Source organism: Neisseria sp. P0021.S005 (assembly GCF_051956955.1).
Map to the genome: position 1 here is coordinate 1 of NZ_JBQCWY010000049.1, position 13,915 is coordinate 13,915.

Annotated in this window: 16 protein-coding genes and 1 tRNA gene; 4 read left to right on the plus strand and 13 right to left on the minus strand. The window is 46.3% G+C overall.

The features are described 5' to 3' along the window. On the plus strand, positions 1–488 hold a 488-nt coding region (locus ACTHUE_RS04920; protein WP_440402791.1), incomplete at its 5' end, for an Hsp70 family protein. A gap of 267 nt (positions 489–755) precedes the next feature. After that, a complete protein-coding gene (locus ACTHUE_RS04925; protein ID WP_440361283.1) occupies positions 756–974 on the plus strand; it encodes a hypothetical protein in 219 nt (72 codons plus the stop codon). A 73-nt stretch (positions 975–1,047) separates the two neighbouring features. Here the strand turns inward: ACTHUE_RS04925 and ACTHUE_RS04930 are convergent, their stop codons facing one another. From ACTHUE_RS04930 to ACTHUE_RS04990, 13 genes are all read right to left on the minus strand, one after another. After that, positions 1,048–2,388, minus strand: a complete 1,341-nt coding sequence (locus tag ACTHUE_RS04930) for a DUF2868 domain-containing protein (RefSeq protein ID WP_440361284.1) — start codon at positions 2,386–2,388, stop codon at positions 1,048–1,050. Between the two features lie 768 nt (positions 2,389–3,156). Continuing rightward, positions 3,157–3,531, minus strand: a complete 375-nt coding sequence (gene copM / locus ACTHUE_RS04935) for a CopM family metallochaperone (protein WP_070440423.1) — start codon at positions 3,529–3,531, stop codon at positions 3,157–3,159. 229 nt (positions 3,532–3,760) lie between these two features. Then, entirely contained in the window at positions 3,761–5,506 is a 1,746-nt protein-coding gene (locus ACTHUE_RS04940; protein ID WP_440361285.1) for a DUF927 domain-containing protein, read from the minus strand. Further along, positions 5,503–6,603 carry a DUF7146 domain-containing protein gene (locus ACTHUE_RS04945; protein WP_440361286.1) on the minus strand — a complete coding sequence of 367 codons (1,101 nt, stop codon included), beginning with the start codon at positions 6,601–6,603 and terminating at the stop codon, positions 5,503–5,505. The genes ACTHUE_RS04940 and ACTHUE_RS04945 overlap by 4 nt, the downstream gene beginning before the upstream one ends. Further along, a complete protein-coding gene (locus ACTHUE_RS04950; RefSeq protein ID WP_049344711.1) occupies positions 6,600–6,815 on the minus strand; it encodes a hypothetical protein in 216 nt (71 codons plus the stop codon). The genes ACTHUE_RS04945 and ACTHUE_RS04950 overlap by 4 nt, the downstream gene beginning before the upstream one ends. A 199-nt stretch (positions 6,816–7,014) precedes the next feature. Then, positions 7,015–7,341, minus strand: coding sequence for a hypothetical protein (locus ACTHUE_RS04955; protein WP_070646041.1), 327 nt, complete (start codon positions 7,339–7,341; stop codon positions 7,015–7,017). Between the two features lie 277 nt (positions 7,342–7,618). Next, complete coding sequence (locus ACTHUE_RS04960) at positions 7,619–7,885, minus strand: helix-turn-helix domain-containing protein (protein WP_070587516.1); 267 nt, start codon at positions 7,883–7,885, stop codon at positions 7,619–7,621. Between the two features lie 118 nt (positions 7,886–8,003). Then, positions 8,004–8,210, minus strand: coding sequence for a helix-turn-helix transcriptional regulator (locus ACTHUE_RS04965; protein ID WP_070587518.1), 207 nt, complete (start codon positions 8,208–8,210; stop codon positions 8,004–8,006). Positions 8,211–8,403: 193 nt separating this feature from the next. After that, positions 8,404–8,820: a hypothetical protein gene (locus ACTHUE_RS04970; protein ID WP_070587521.1), complete on the minus strand. Its 417-nt coding sequence runs from the start codon at positions 8,818–8,820 to the stop codon at positions 8,404–8,406. 8 nt (positions 8,821–8,828) lie between these two features. Beyond that, a complete protein-coding gene (locus ACTHUE_RS04975) occupies positions 8,829–9,413 on the minus strand; it encodes a Panacea domain-containing protein (RefSeq protein WP_083300551.1) in 585 nt (194 codons plus the stop codon). Between the two features lie 251 nt (positions 9,414–9,664). Then, a complete protein-coding gene (locus ACTHUE_RS04980; protein ID WP_070587524.1) occupies positions 9,665–10,486 on the minus strand; it encodes a hypothetical protein in 822 nt (273 codons plus the stop codon). A gap of 338 nt (positions 10,487–10,824) precedes the next feature. Beyond that, positions 10,825–12,066: a tyrosine-type recombinase/integrase gene (locus tag ACTHUE_RS04985; protein WP_150540677.1), complete on the minus strand. Its 1,242-nt coding sequence runs from the start codon at positions 12,064–12,066 to the stop codon at positions 10,825–10,827. A 196-nt stretch (positions 12,067–12,262) separates the two neighbouring features. Continuing rightward, positions 12,263–12,347 (minus strand) — tRNA-Leu (locus ACTHUE_RS04990). Positions 12,348–12,508: 161 nt separating this feature from the next. Between ACTHUE_RS04990 and ACTHUE_RS04995 the strand changes: the two genes are divergently transcribed. Both ACTHUE_RS04995 and ribA read left to right on the plus strand, forming a co-directional pair. After that, positions 12,509–13,174 (plus strand): hypothetical protein, encoded by a 666-nt coding sequence (locus tag ACTHUE_RS04995; protein WP_070695313.1) that lies wholly within the window; start codon positions 12,509–12,511, stop codon positions 13,172–13,174. After that, complete coding sequence (gene ribA, locus ACTHUE_RS05000; protein WP_070695314.1) at positions 13,167–13,760, plus strand: GTP cyclohydrolase II; 594 nt, start codon at positions 13,167–13,169, stop codon at positions 13,758–13,760. The genes ACTHUE_RS04995 and ribA overlap by 8 nt, the downstream gene beginning before the upstream one ends. The last annotated feature ends 155 nt before the right edge of the window (positions 13,761–13,915 follow it).

Below are 13,915 nucleotides of genomic sequence, written 5' to 3' on the forward strand. Positions count from 1 at the left end.
CCAACGGTATCTTGCACGTTTCTGCCAAAGACAAAGGCACCGGCAAAGCGGCCAACATTACCATCCAAGGTTCTTCAGGTTTGAGCGAAGAAGAAATCGAACGCATGGTGAAAGATGCCGAAGCCAATGCTGAAGAGGATAAAAAACTGACTGAATTGGTCGCTTCTCGCAACCAAGCTGAAGCCCTGATTCATTCTGTGAAAAAATCTCTGACTGACTACGGCGATAAACTCGACGCTGCTGAGAAAGAAAAAATCGAAGCTGCGTTGAAAGAAGCTGAAGAAGCAGTTAAAGGCGACGACAAAGCCGCTATCGATGCTAAAGCCGAAGCTTTGGGTACAGCCAGCCAAAAACTGGGCGAAATGGTTTACGCTCAAGCGCAAGCCGAAGCACAAGCAGGCGAGGGCGCACAAGCCGAGTCTTCTGCTAAGAAAGACGACGACGTTGTAGATGCCGACTTTGAAGAAGTAAAAGACGACAAAAAATAATTGATGCCGTCTGAAAAAAGCGCGAATCGAAAGGTTCGCGCTTTTTGTCGTTTGGGGAATGTGTAAAGACGCTTTGTCAAAATTGACGGTAAACTTTCAAAACCTTATTGCGTCATTGTGTTGCCATACTTCTATTGTCGAATTTTGAACAGATTTCGCCGACATCTGACAGCAGCTGACAGTTAAAGCCATTAATATTTGACCATCGCTTGAGTGCGAATAAATTCTTATTTTCACCTCAAATCGACCCCTTGAAAGAAGATAAATATGAAAAAACTGATTCAAATAACCTCTTTGATGGTTGCGGCTGCCGGCTTGGTATTGGCTCCTGTCGCTTCTGCACACGGCAAACACGAAATGCATCCGAAACAAGAACGTATGCACAAAAAAGCCAAACCGCAAAAAATGAAAAAACCTGCACCTAAAGCCAAACACCACGCAGCCAAGCCTAAACATCATCAAGAGCATCGCCACGACCATCATTAAGATGAATCCTCAACAATAAATAAGGCCGTCTGAAACCCAAACATCAGTTTTCAGACGGCCTTCGGTTTATCTGTCAAATAGCGCTTTGCCGTTTTTCTTGTGCCAAACGGGTCGGCTCCAGCCAGGCAATGTTTCTTTCTGCCAGCGCATCGCGCCAATAATCCAGTTTGGTATCCAAATCTTCAGAGAAACTGCCTTGATTCAAAAGTTGAATGATAACGCCGCCGTTCGTAGCTTCGGCCAAGCGGCTGATTTGACGCAAAATACCGCGATCGGGAACAGTTTGCGTGCGTACGCCGATGAGAAGTTGCGCCGGAGTTTGTTTCAATTCGGCTTCCAATTGTTCCAAATCTTTTCTGCCGGCGGCAACGCCTTTGTCTATCCACTCTTGCGCCAAAACGCCGGAAAACCAAAGCGGTTCAGGCCATTCCGTTTCCAGTGTAACTGCCCATTTGGGCGCATTATTCAGCGTAATTTTAGATGAAACGGGAACGATGTTTTCCTGAAAATCATCGGCATCAACAATCTTCGTTTGCCATGTGCGGAGAATGTTTTGATAGTAGGGCTGATTCAAATCCAAACGTTCGCGTAGGGTTTTTAAAGTAATCTTGCAAGCCAGCCAAGCAAGCAAGCGCGGCAGAATGCCATAGCAGATAATGCTGCCGATGAGTAAACCCGCCCAAGCGCGCGCATCTTCGATATGGTTGTTCAGACGGCCTGCAATCACAGCCTGACCGTCTGGAACAGGAAAGCCCAAACGTTCCGGCAGCCATGACAAAGCCTCAACCGTTTTCACCAATGCCGTATTACTTAAAAGCGTACTTTCCCAGTTGAACGTATATTGACGCACCAAAAGCAGCAGCAAAACAGAAACCAACATTCCCGACAGCGTGCATAGCCACAGACCGTGTGAAGTTGCACCAATCAGCCAACGCGTTTGCGGTTTGCGCCATTCATCCACATAAAGCCGCAAAATTGCCTGATTGACAGGATCTTTGCCTCGGAACCAAGTTGCCGGACTGCTGATAAAGTGCACATTTTTCAAATGCAGGAATAAAGTCGCCAGCCACACCAGCAGCATGACTGTATTCATGCCCAAAATCCCGGCCAATACCAGAAAAAAGTTCAGCCCCTGATTGTCCATCAAAAGATAAGTACTGGAAAAACCGACCGTAAACAACAACGTCGCCGCAACAATCCAAAGCCAAAACGAGCCTGTCTCCACCTGTTGCAACACATATTTCAAATGCTGGTCGCGGTCAATAATTTGGGCACGGTGTATCAGTTTTTCCTCGTTGCCGCCATCAATATGTCGCAACGCTTCCGTCGCCTGAACGGGATCTCCCGGAAAAATATAGGCACGTTCTTCAAGGATACGGACCAATTCGACAAGTTTTTGCGATGGATTCAACATAAATGATAGGCCGTCTGAAAGATAAGTGGAAACGTCTGTTATACCCCCAAATAAACCCCTTTTTTGCAAAGGTCAAAAAATTAAAAGCAGTTTTGATTTTGAATAGGGTATATAGTGGAATAGATGTAAAAAAAGCAGCCCGAAAGCTGCTCATTTTGAGTGTGGTGCGGACGGAGGGACATGAACTAAAGAGATAATTCATTGTTTTATATTATAAAAATAATAAAGCAATTCAAATATCCCCACAAATATCACCACATTTTGCAAAGGTCAAAAAATAATTTAGCAGTCTAGTGCCGGTCATTATAACTTTTTTTGGTGCGTGTTGTTATTTGAGTGATTAGGCCGGCGGCTTCCATCTCAAATTTAAAACGCTATATATATATATACAAAATGCACTGGTTACTCTGGTTACTTGGTTACCAGCCCCTAAAAACCTTTATAAATCAACGATAATGCGGTAACAAGTTATGCTCTTGTCATTGGTTACCAGTGCCGGTTAAGTGGTTACCCGCCGCCTTTTGCTTTCTTTTCATGGACTTGCAAAAATCTAGGGACTGCGTTATTACGCGCGCGCGCGTATTGGTGTCGAAATTATTTATTCCACTGCCTGCCTTTTGGGTAGATATGGCGTAAATAGACTAAAATTGCGCTGTAAACGTGTTTCATTGATTGGGTAGCAACTGTATTTTTGCCAGACGGGGTGAAAAATACAGTTGCTACACCTTGGTTTTAAAGAACGCGGTTAGCGAGGATGCAGGCTACGGCTTACTTTTTTTTGTTGTGTGCTTTAAGCCATTTTTGCATTTGTTCAATTTCCGCTTGTTGTGCGTTAATAATATCCTCAGCAAGCTTACGCATTTCAGGATCCTTTCCGTATTTTAATTCAACTTCCGCCATTTTTACTGCGCCAATATGGTGTGGCAGCATACCTGCTGCAAAAGCAACATCAGGATCTTTATATTGCGCAGCTGCCATCATGTCTTGATTCATTTGATCCATACCTTGCATTAATTCTTGTTGCATTGCAGAACCTGTCGACATTTGCATATTCATGTGTGCTTGATGCGGTTGCTCATTAGCTTGGGCATAATTTGAAATTGCAATAGCGCTAAGTGTGATAAAAGTCATAAGTTTTTTCATGTTTTTCGCCTATGTGATAACTAAAGGAACACAAATCATAAACTTTGACCTAGGGTTAAAGTCAATATTTATTTCGATACACAAGGGTTGGTATAAGGAAAGGGGCAAACAGTCCTAATTTTTGAAATTTAGGGGCTTCCTGTTGATTTTATGCTTTCTTGGTTGGTCTGCCTGAATGTTTGGACGTAAAAAAGCCCGCCATTGTCGGTAATAGCGGGCTTGCTCTTGGTTATTCGTCAAAGTCGGGCGGGGCTTCTCCCATCAAAACATAGAATCGGCTTGCACTGCCGTTGCGTTTGCGCTGGTGTTGCCATCTGCCGTTATCGGCTTTTTTTAACCATTCGTGATCATGTAGGACTTCACACACTTTACGCAGGCTATATCCTTTACAGACTTCATTTTCAAAGGTAAAGGGGATTATCCAATATTCATCTATGCTTCCCTCTTGTTTCCGATAACCTGCGTGATTTTGGTTTGTGGTTTGGGCGTTCCAGTCTGAAAAGCGCATAGATAGGGCGTTAACGTCCATAAAGGCGGTTACTTGCTCAATGATTCGGCGGTCTTCGCGGTTTCCTGTGCCGTTTTCTTCAAGCCATTCATTGAAACACTGCCTTACTCCTGCTTCTCCTGCTCCTTGTCTCATGCCGGTAATAGGGGCGGCATATTCCAAGACGGCGGCCAAAAGGGCGAAGCGGCGGGCAATTCTTCGCGCCTGTCCCTCCATTGGTGGTAAGGTCTCAAGGAATCGGGCGCGGCTAGCTTCTACGGCTTGGGCGGCGGCTTCTTTTCCATCTTTGAGGATTTGGCGGATAAGGGCGCGGCCTGCTGTTCCTCGTTGCTTGGCTGTGGCTTGGTTGATATGCTCCGACAGTTTCGCGCCATCTGCGAAGCCGTGTAACGTGTCGTAAATGCCATATCTTGCCTCTGCTTGTATGTCAGGCAATCTAACATGGTTACCCGCTTTCCATTGGGCGCGGTCTCCTATCAGGCTTTCCGGGTTTATTTCGCCGGTCGAAAGTATCAGATTGCGCCATGTTTTCTGTCTGCGGTTGCCGCCATCTTTTGCGCCCTGTGTTTTTGAAACGCCGTTGATAACGCTGTAAACCATTTGCGGGATTTTTCGGGGGTCGGCTGTTTGCCCGATTTCATCTAACACTAGCAAGCCATCATTACGGGCTAAAGCTAAATTCTGTAAGCCAAGCGGGGTAGTGTCCCAATTGCCTTTAGTGGTTTCAGGGTCTCCCCATACACTCAAGGCAAGCCGCGCGGCGGTTGTTTTGCCTTTTGAGGAATCGCCCGCTAAATGGAAACCGCCTCCCTCTTCGTTCAAAAGTGCCAAGAATGGCGCGGCCATGCTTAAACCTAAAGCAAGGCATAGGCGGCTATTGTTCTCTGCGTATCGCGCGGCCTGTTCCTGCCATTTCTTGAGGCTGCCTTTTTCTGTGTAACCGTCTTTTTGGCTGTTGTCTCCGTTGTATAGAATATTTGCGCCGTCTGCGTTAACGGCTTCCCCGCCTGCCAGTATGTAGGCTTCCCCGTTCCACCCGGCGCGGTCGGTAATGGTAAAGGCCGCCTGGCTTCCCTCTTTCTGCAAATAGTCTGCCAGTTTTTCCCTTTTTGCCCGCCCGCTCATGATGACTAGGCCGAAATTCTGCAAACGCTGCCAGCCTTGAACTGTGCCGATTTCTGCTTGTGGTAGGGCGGCGGTTTTATGCCGGCGTGTGATTTTGTCTTTAAACTTGATAATCTGATAATACGCGCCGTCATTGTCTTGCCCCGTGCCTATAATGTCGATAGGGTCGGAAAGAAATAGCGGCTCTGCTTCGATAATATCGCCGTCTTTGTCGGTTCTAACGTTTACCCACCATACGCCCCGATTATCGATTTCAAAGTGAGGGCGTGGGCGGAATGGCTCGGCATTTTCAAGGTTGTAATCGTTGGTGCTTTCCTGCTTCGCTGTTTCGGTATTTTTCATGCTGTCTGTCCTCCGAAATGATTGTCTGATTGCTTCTTCTCGTTCAGCTCGTCCAGTGCGTCATAGCCTGGCGTTTTGCTTTGCCATATGCTCGCCTTGATTCCCTGCTTAATGGCTCGCATTGCCAAGTCATAAGCGGCTCTGTAACCAACGGGGCGGGGCGTGTCGTTATCGGCAGTAATTGCAATTTCTTTTATACCGTTCGGAAAGTGAAAATTAGTCATGCCGCTTGTACTTAAGGCTGCGTATAAGCCCCAATCGTAAGCCTTGTACAATTCACGGGCGGCAAGGGCGGTTTCTATGCCCTCTGCAATGACAAGACGGCCATTTTCAGGAATCGGGAACAAGTGGACGGCTTGCCCCGATATGCTGCCTTTCTTACGGCTTCTCATTTTCTTTGCCGGTAATGTTTCGCCCGTTTCAGGGTGTTTGATTGCCAGTTTCTGATAGCGCGGGGCGTGTAGTCCGTCCTCTCCGCATGGCTTGTCATAGCTAGGCTGTAAATAGGTTAGGTGTAAGCCTTGTAGCTCTTCGTCCATATCGCGGATAGCGCAAACCATACAGGGGAAACGGCCAAGCAAAAGCGGCTTATTCGCGCCCGTTGTCCAATAGTCTTTTTCAGGTAGAAAACGGACGTTTTCGGGCAAATGCGCCATGTCCAAACCGCGTGATTTCAAATACTGGATAACAGGGGAATCGGGGCGGATAGGTTCTGTGCTTCTCCACAATTCGGCCAGTTTCTCGATTTGGTCTTTTTCGGGGCATGGTTGCGCTTGTGGGTGTTTGGGCGGTATCGGCAAAGGGTCTGCATTATCCATGCCTAAAACGCCTGAAACCTGCTTTAAGGCCGTCTGAAAATCACACCCGAAAAAGTGCATTACCAAGCCGAAACCATCGCCCGCGCCGTTGTTGTAATGGCTGCAAATGAATGTGCCGTTTCCGTCCTTGTCGTCATATCTGAAACGGTCTTTCCCTCCACACGCGGGGCAGGGCTGGTGTTTGTTTTTCAGGTATCGCGTGTCTATGCCTAATGCCGCGTGTATTTCCGGCCAGTGGTATTGTGCGGCGGCTTTAATGTCTTGATATGTTGGCTTCATTGCTCTGCCTCCTCTGTTACAGGTTCTAAAACGATTCCGGCTGTCGGGTCTGTTTCCCATATTGCGGGCGTTTCCGGCTCTAGTTGCTCCGTGTCGGCGTGGGCGGGCTGGTTACAGGCTCGGACTACCAAAGCCAAAAGCAACACCCAAAACACCAGCAAGGCGCGGTTTAAATACCGGCGGAAACGGTCTGATTTATTGGTCTGTTTCATGGTTTATCCTTTGCTATGCCTCCAGTGTTTCAAAACGTGAATCTAATAAAATCAATAAGTTATAAAAACACTAGGGCGAAGTTTGCCCTATGCCGTCTGAAATAGGCGGCATAAAGGCGGGTAAATTTCAGGGAATAGGTGGGCTTAACCGGCGTGGGTTACGCTGTAAGCAGCCCATTCTTTCAGGCCGTCTGAATCGTCAGGGCGCGGGGACGGGGTCAGTTTGAATGTATCCCGCAAGCTCGGATGACAAATCGAAAGATTCCAAGTTTTCCGCATGGGGGACTAGGGTTTGAATGACTGTGGCAAGTCGTGCCGTGCTTCCGCTCGCACTTATGGGGGTGTCGCGGACGGAATGGTCGGCCATGTTGTCGCAAATGGTGTCGATGATTGCGCCCGTATTGGCGATAAATTCGCCGCCGTAGTACAGCGCGTTCATAATGCGGTTTGCCAGCTCTAAGGGGATGGTTACCGTTTGGGCTTGATTTTGAATGGTTTGGATTTGGGTAGAAGTGCAAGATTGCATTTGAAATGCTCCTAATCGTAAAGTGAGATTTGAGAAATGCCCGAAATAGGGGGCGGTGCTCTCTCCTGCGATTAGTCAGGCGTGGACGTTGCCGTTACCACACACCGCCATAAACTTTGATACGCCGTCCAAAGCCTGTGGATAGGCTTCAAACGCCATAGGGGAAAATGGCGATAAAAAATCAGCGTTTACCCTGCTGATTTGGGCTAATCGTATTTGAGAGAGAAACTAAATTCTGCTTCTCAAAGCTCAATCTGTCAAATAGTTTTTTACGGGATTAGACGGCGTTATGCTTACTCTTTCCCGACACCAGCAAAGAAAACCGCCCGCATTTCACGGTCTCCCCGAATTGGTTTTGCACTTCTTCCATCACGGTTATGATTTCATGCCCGGCTCTGCGAAGCTCCATAATGCGTGTGTTATAGCTAAGTATGCCCATCTGTGCCAGCTCCCATGAAGTAACGCTCCCTTTTCTCAATCGAGCTAAAATGCGCTCTCTTTGGCTTGGCGTTTTGGCCTTAATACTGCTAGAATAATTTTTCATAATTTTTTACCTCTTAATTTGTTTGGCCGTCTGAATGTCCGTTCAGGCGGTTTTATTTTGTCTAAAGGGATAGATTCCCGCTGATTCTTCGCGCGCGCGCGTATTGCTACGAAAACTCCTACTCTTCACGCTTGGCGGCCAGTTTGTTGAGATACTCTTCAATCTCACTGGAAAGCCAGCCGGTAATATTTTCAGAAAGTTTGATAGGCTTAGGAAAATCAGGGCGGTGATGGCGGCTCTTAGGGTTTACCCAATTCCAGATAGTCGCTCGTGAAACACCCATAACGCGGGCGGTATCGTTTACTCTTAATACAGTGTTATTCATTGATTGCCTTTCTTAGTCGGGGTTATATGACAGGCAAAAGAATAGCCGCCTCTGTGGGCGGCTTCTAGGAAGTAGCTTGCTGATTTCCTGTAATAGCTAGCTGATTTCCTGTAATAGCTAGCTGATTTCATGAAATGAACTAGTTGATTTCATGTTTGATATACGAAAAAGCCCGCGTAATGCGGGCGGAGGATTATGCTATAGCAAATTTTGCAATCAGAAGCTTAACTTCCCTGCTGGCATATTGTGATGTTGAAGCCCCGGCAATGATACGCCCCAACAGTTGTTCGCTACATGGTGATTTCACGGAGAATATCCCTTCGTGCACACGGTTTTCTATGTGTTCGACGGCATCAATCCTTGCATCACGGTAGCGGACATAACTGTCATGTTGGACAAAAGGATGTTCTCCCTGCCTGATGATGCAGGCATTATCATATGGGATATTTTCCCGGATAGAAGAAATGCCGACAGAAAGAACCTGCGGCTTATTCCCACGGTTGGGCAGAATACACGGATTGACTAGGATGGTAAATAAGTGTTGGTAGCTATTTGGACCGGATGGGATGAGTAGGCATTCTCCTTGCCTGCATTGCCACGATTGAGGCATACCGTCTCCTACCCGAAAGCGCGATTGATGTAAGCCTGTTCTTCCAGTCTTTCTACAATCGCTACGGCTTGTTCGTCATCATAACCAAGCACAGACAACAGTTTTTTGATGGGAATTGGGCGGCTTGAGCCGTGAGGGTCTTCCCATTCCGGGCATAACCCGTTGTGGGTCATGTTGCGCAGATCCCATGCGGAATAATGGCCGTAATTCTCCCAAACCGATTCCAGTACTTCCAAATCGGTTTCGGATAATGCCAATAAGTCTTCCTCGGGCGTCCGAATCATACTTGGATCGCGTAAGGCAAGCATTCTGTTTTCGCGGTCGCTAACCCACGTTGCCCATCCGTTTGGAACGGACTCATGTCCGCCGTTAATGAAATCCAAGGTCATGGAGAGTACCGGGCCATGCGGCATTGAAACCAATGCGTCACCTGTCAGGCCTTCTCCGAAGCGCAAAAAAGACTCACGTTCAGCCAAGTACATCAGCTTCATCAGCTTCAGTACTTCAAGCCTGCCGTTTGCCTTGTACAGCATGAAGGCGGCCGCTTGGGCAGCCTTTGGCTCTTGGAAAATGGTATCGTTGTGCGGTTTCATACTTTTAATTATATGCGGTTGTTTGTAAAGCAGGCAATCTAAATCTGGCACATTTCCGTACATTTTACATCTTTTCGATATATCTCAGCATATTCCTCAATCCGACACGAACCGTTTGTGTCGTTTCAGGTTCGGCGAGGTGTGAAAAAGCCCGCGTGTGCGGGCGGGTTGAATGGGGTGGGCTATGCCTGATTCATGGCGATCAGGGCGGCTTCTAGGAAGTAGCTTGCTGATTTCCTGTAATAGCTTGCTCATTTCATATTTTTAAAGTTGTCTATCCATTTAAGTATCGTTTTTTCTGTTGGCTCTCCAGGCGCGGGAATAACTCCTGAAGCAATTAAATCTCTTATCAATTTGTACAATGTCGTTTTGCCGCCCTTTTGTTTCAGAATATCTTGTTTTTCTTCTAGTAGCTCATTCACTGCTGTTATCGTGCCGGCTTTTTCGTAAGGGCTTTGCTTGGCGCGTCCTCCTTTTCGGGCAGCTTCTATAAGAGATTCATCCGGATTGGCTTCAAGTTCTATCGCTCCCAAAGAAGCGGTTATAAAGTTTGCAAGTCCTTGAAATTTATAAAACCTATCTTCGTAACTAAGGCCATCAAATTCTGTTACATAATCAAAAATGGCTTTTGCTGTAAAGAAATTCAGCATATTTACGGCTGTTTCCCAATCTGCATCATCAAGTATAAAGGATTCAAAAGGGTTTAGTTCCTCCAGATAATTATATGGCTGGTTATATTCCTCCTCATATCTTTTAATAGCTTCCAAACATTTTTGTTCAGTTCGTTCAATTTCTTTTATGCCTTTTATTATCCAGCCGAAAAATTCAGGCTGTTCTAAATGCTTGAAGTCATGGAAAGCCCTGATTACAACTCTTTCAGCGTTAAACCAATATATCCCCAATGCTTCATAGAACATTTTTGAGTTTTTTATTTGATAAATAGCGTTGTATTTTTCATGGTCAAGACAGGATTTATCATCGCTATCTGTACTAAAAAACATATGATCAATAGGATATTCATCTACCACGTCATTTATCTGCTCAATAGGTTTGTCATCTGTAAAGTCAGTCATTTGCTTATATCTCCTTTGTTGTAACCACAAAAAGGGCTTAGAAGTTTCACGCCTCAATGCTCAATACCGGCGGCCGTTGCGTGTTGCTCCGTGTCGGTATCATCTCTCACGTCCAAGCCAACCAACGAAAGCAAAACATCTAATGCACTGTATTTCATAGGGTTAATTTCTTTCTGTATAAAATGGTAACCAGTGGTAACCAGTTGGTAACCAGTAAATTTACGTTAACTGGTTACCGCTTTTTCTTTGTATTTATATTTATATTCATATAGTTATATTTGTTAAATTTTGTGGTAACCAGTGTAACCACTATATTTACTCACGCGCATAGGGAATTTTTAAACCGTCCTGCTCTCTTGGATCATCTGTAATGCCTGGTTGTATTGCTCCCGCAAATAGTCGCTATACCATTGCATAAACTCGATACGCTGGGGCATATACTCGGCCATGTAGGCGTATGAATCCTTTGTTTTATCTTCTTCAACGTGGGCAAGCTGAATCTCGATTGCGCCGCCGTTGAAGTTGTTTTCATAAAGCAAACTACTTGCTACTGCTCTGAAGCCATGCGGCGTGGCCTTGCCCTTGTAGCCTAGCTTCTCGTTAATGATTTTTCCTAGCGTGTTCTCGCTGATATGGCGGTTTACGCTGGTTCTACTTGGAAACATAAACCGGCTATGCCCTGTCAGCGTGTGTAACTCTTGTAGCAGCTCTATCGCCCAATCAGAAAGAGGAACACATAAAGCGGGCTTGGGCTTCATCTTTTCATGCTTCATTCTTTCAGCGGGAATGATCCAACGCTTGTTTTTAAAATCCACTTCTTGCCATTGCCCGCTGCGCAATTCGTTATTTCTCACAAACACCAGCATGATCAGCATGATGGCAATTTTGTTTTGCCGCTCTATGTTGGTTGCCAGTATCAAGCGGCGGTAAAACTCCGGCAATTCTTCACGGGGCAGGGCGGGTTTATGTTTGGTGGGTAAATTGGGAATGTGATTTTTCAACAGGCGGGCTGGGTTGTTTTCTGAAATTTCCAGCATGGCGGAATAGTCAAAAACCGCCCCGATCCAGCCCCTGATTTTGTCGGCGGTATCAGTAACGCCCCTTGCCATAATGTCATCAAGCAAGTTTTTGATGTGGGTTACCTTGATTTCATTAACGGGGATTTCTCCAATGACTGGGAAAACGTCATTTTTCAAATAACGCATGATCCGCTCGGCGTGGTGTTCTTTCCAGCGGGGCAAATTGTCCTTGTGCCATTGCTTGGCCAAATGCTCAAAAGTATTTAACAAGGCGGCTTGCTGGGCTGCTTTGGCTTCTTGCTTGGCTTTGGTAGGGTCTTGCCCTTGTGCAATCATGCGGCGGGCGTTTTCGGTGGCTTGTCGGGCTTCTACCAGTGAAACGGCTGGATATTTCCCGATAGTGAAGTCTTTATCTTTGCCATTCATGCGGTATCTCATGCGGAATATTTTCCCGCCCGCTGGCGTAATTTCAAGATATAGGCTGTTTCCGTCAAATAACTTAACTTTCTTTCCAGTGTTAGACGGTTTGGCAGCTTTAATTTGGCGGTCGTTTAGTGGCATTGTGGGGATGTTTTTCAGTGGTTTTGGCTGATTCCCTGAATCATACCCACAATTTGTGGTTTACTCAATTAAACGGCATTATTTGTATTAGACGATTAGAAAGCGGTTGAACGGCCTTAAGGCATTGATATTACTGGGATTGGTTGCCCGTGTTGGGCGAGATTAGACGAAAAAAAAGCCCCGTAAAGGGGTTGGGTGGTGCGGACGGAGAGACTCGAACTCTCACACCTCGCGGCGCCAGAACCTAAATCTGGTGCGTCTACCAATTTCGCCACGTCCGCACTAATTTGAACCGTGGATTATACACAAGATTAATGGGGGTGCAAAGTCTTGTTTGCTTGAATTTTTCGGCTTATCCCTTATATAATGGTTTATTCCGGCCGTCTGAAAGCAGGGTTTGTTTTCAGACGGCCTCAACTTTACTATTGGTGAGGAAGGGCAGATGCCTGCTTTATTGATTAAAGATTTTTTGCAGACGCAAGGTTTGAAGTTGTCTGCGGATGATATACATGTTGCTTATTTGACTGCCCAGGCTGTGATTAAAATGGGCAATGCTTCGGTTGAGCGTTCGATTTTGTGGCCGTCTGAAAATGGTTGGCAGTTGGCGGATTATGTCGATGCCGAACATGAATGGTTGCTGAAACAGATTTTTATGGCTTTGGACTCAGTTGCCGAGCGCACTGAGCATTTGAAAAGCGCAGCAGTTTATACAGCGTTTCCGAAAGATGGCGCGTTGTCGCTGGTTCGTCTGTGCCGCTGGGGCGTGCCGTTGGAAAATGTGATTCCAATCGACGAGCAGGCCGGACAGGCTTTTTTGGCTGTGCGTACGGCACAAAGCGGTTGGATGAATGTTTGTCAGAATGTGGCGTATTGGCAGGAAATTGGTGAATTGTCGAACGAACGCAATCATCCTGGTTTGAGTCAGATTTCTGTTCCTGTCTGTATGCCCAGCGGTGCGGTTTTGGGTGTGGTACATGCCGAGTTTGATGTCAAAGACGGCGCGCCCGATGAAGTATTGGTGGCTTGGATTGCCCTTGCCTTGGCGCTGTCGGATTCTTTGAAAAATCTGTTGGGCGTGGCTGAAAACGAGGAAGCGGAAAATGAGTAACGCGTTGAAGTTTGTCGCGTCATGCCGTTTGCCTACGGAATGGGGCGAATTTACCATGCACGGCTTTGAAGAAGAGGGCGGGCAGGAACATGTCGCATTGACGATGGGCGATGTTTCAGACGGCCTGCCTGTGTTGTCGCGTATTCATTCCGAGTGCTTGACCGGCGATGCTTTATTTTCGGTGAAATGTGATTGTGGCCCTCAGCTTCAAGCGGCGATGCAAGCCGTTCAGAAAGAAGGGCGTGGCGTTATCGTATATTTGCGCCAAGAAGGCAGGGGCATTGGTTTGATAAACAAAATCCGTGCTTATCGTCTGCAAGATCAGGGCTTGGATACGGTTGAGGCCAATGTAGCGCTCGGCCTTCCTGTTGATGCGCGCGACTTCACTTTGGCTAAGCAGATTTATGATTGTCTGCATATTCGGGAGGTCAGATTGTTGACCAATAATCCTGAAAAAATCCAAACGTTGAAAGATTCCGGCATTAATGTGGTCGAACGGATTGCATTACATGTCGGCGAAAATGTGGAAAATGAGCGTTATCTGCATACTAAAGCGGATAAATTGGGGCATTTGATTTTTGATTGATAGATAGGCATAACGGTGTTTTTTGCGATTAAATAAAATATTCTATATTCTTTCAATGGGATATATTTTTATTTAAATAAAAACCTTGCGCGTAGCCTGATTTTTTGATTTAATGTCGGCTTATCGGGTGATTAGCTCAGTTGGTAGAGCGTCTG

What these genes read in the sequence shown, in the direction of transcription:
- ACTHUE_RS04925 (WP_440361283.1), top strand. Translation starts at nt 756, where the DNA reads ATGAAAAAACTGATTCAAATAACCTCTTTGATGGTTGCGGCTGCCGGC.
- ACTHUE_RS04930 (WP_440361284.1), bottom strand. Translation starts at nt 2,388, where the DNA reads ATGTTGAATCCATCGCAAAAACTTGTCGAATTGGTCCGTATCCTTGAA.
- copM (WP_070440423.1), bottom strand. Translation starts at nt 3,531, where the DNA reads ATGAAAAAACTTATGACTTTTATCACACTTAGCGCTATTGCAATTTCA.
- ACTHUE_RS04940 (WP_440361285.1), bottom strand. Translation starts at nt 5,506, where the DNA reads ATGAAAAATACCGAAACAGCGAAGCAGGAAAGCACCAACGATTACAAC.
- ACTHUE_RS04945 (WP_440361286.1), bottom strand. Translation starts at nt 6,603, where the DNA reads ATGAAGCCAACATATCAAGACATTAAAGCCGCCGCACAATACCACTGG.
- ACTHUE_RS04950 (WP_049344711.1), bottom strand. Translation starts at nt 6,815, where the DNA reads ATGAAACAGACCAATAAATCAGACCGTTTCCGCCGGTATTTAAACCGC.
- ACTHUE_RS04955 (WP_070646041.1), bottom strand. Translation starts at nt 7,341, where the DNA reads ATGCAATCTTGCACTTCTACCCAAATCCAAACCATTCAAAATCAAGCC.
- ACTHUE_RS04960 (WP_070587516.1), bottom strand. Translation starts at nt 7,885, where the DNA reads ATGAAAAATTATTCTAGCAGTATTAAGGCCAAAACGCCAAGCCAAAGA.
- ACTHUE_RS04965 (WP_070587518.1), bottom strand. Translation starts at nt 8,210, where the DNA reads ATGAATAACACTGTATTAAGAGTAAACGATACCGCCCGCGTTATGGGT.
- ACTHUE_RS04970 (WP_070587521.1), bottom strand. Translation starts at nt 8,820, where the DNA reads ATGCCTCAATCGTGGCAATGCAGGCAAGGAGAATGCCTACTCATCCCA.
- ACTHUE_RS04975 (WP_083300551.1), bottom strand. Translation starts at nt 9,413, where the DNA reads ATGAAACCGCACAACGATACCATTTTCCAAGAGCCAAAGGCTGCCCAA.
- ACTHUE_RS04980 (WP_070587524.1), bottom strand. Translation starts at nt 10,486, where the DNA reads ATGACTGACTTTACAGATGACAAACCTATTGAGCAGATAAATGACGTG.
- ACTHUE_RS04985 (WP_150540677.1), bottom strand. Translation starts at nt 12,066, where the DNA reads ATGCCACTAAACGACCGCCAAATTAAAGCTGCCAAACCGTCTAACACT.
- ACTHUE_RS04995 (WP_070695313.1), top strand. Translation starts at nt 12,509, where the DNA reads ATGCCTGCTTTATTGATTAAAGATTTTTTGCAGACGCAAGGTTTGAAG.
- ribA (WP_070695314.1), top strand. Translation starts at nt 13,167, where the DNA reads ATGAGTAACGCGTTGAAGTTTGTCGCGTCATGCCGTTTGCCTACGGAA.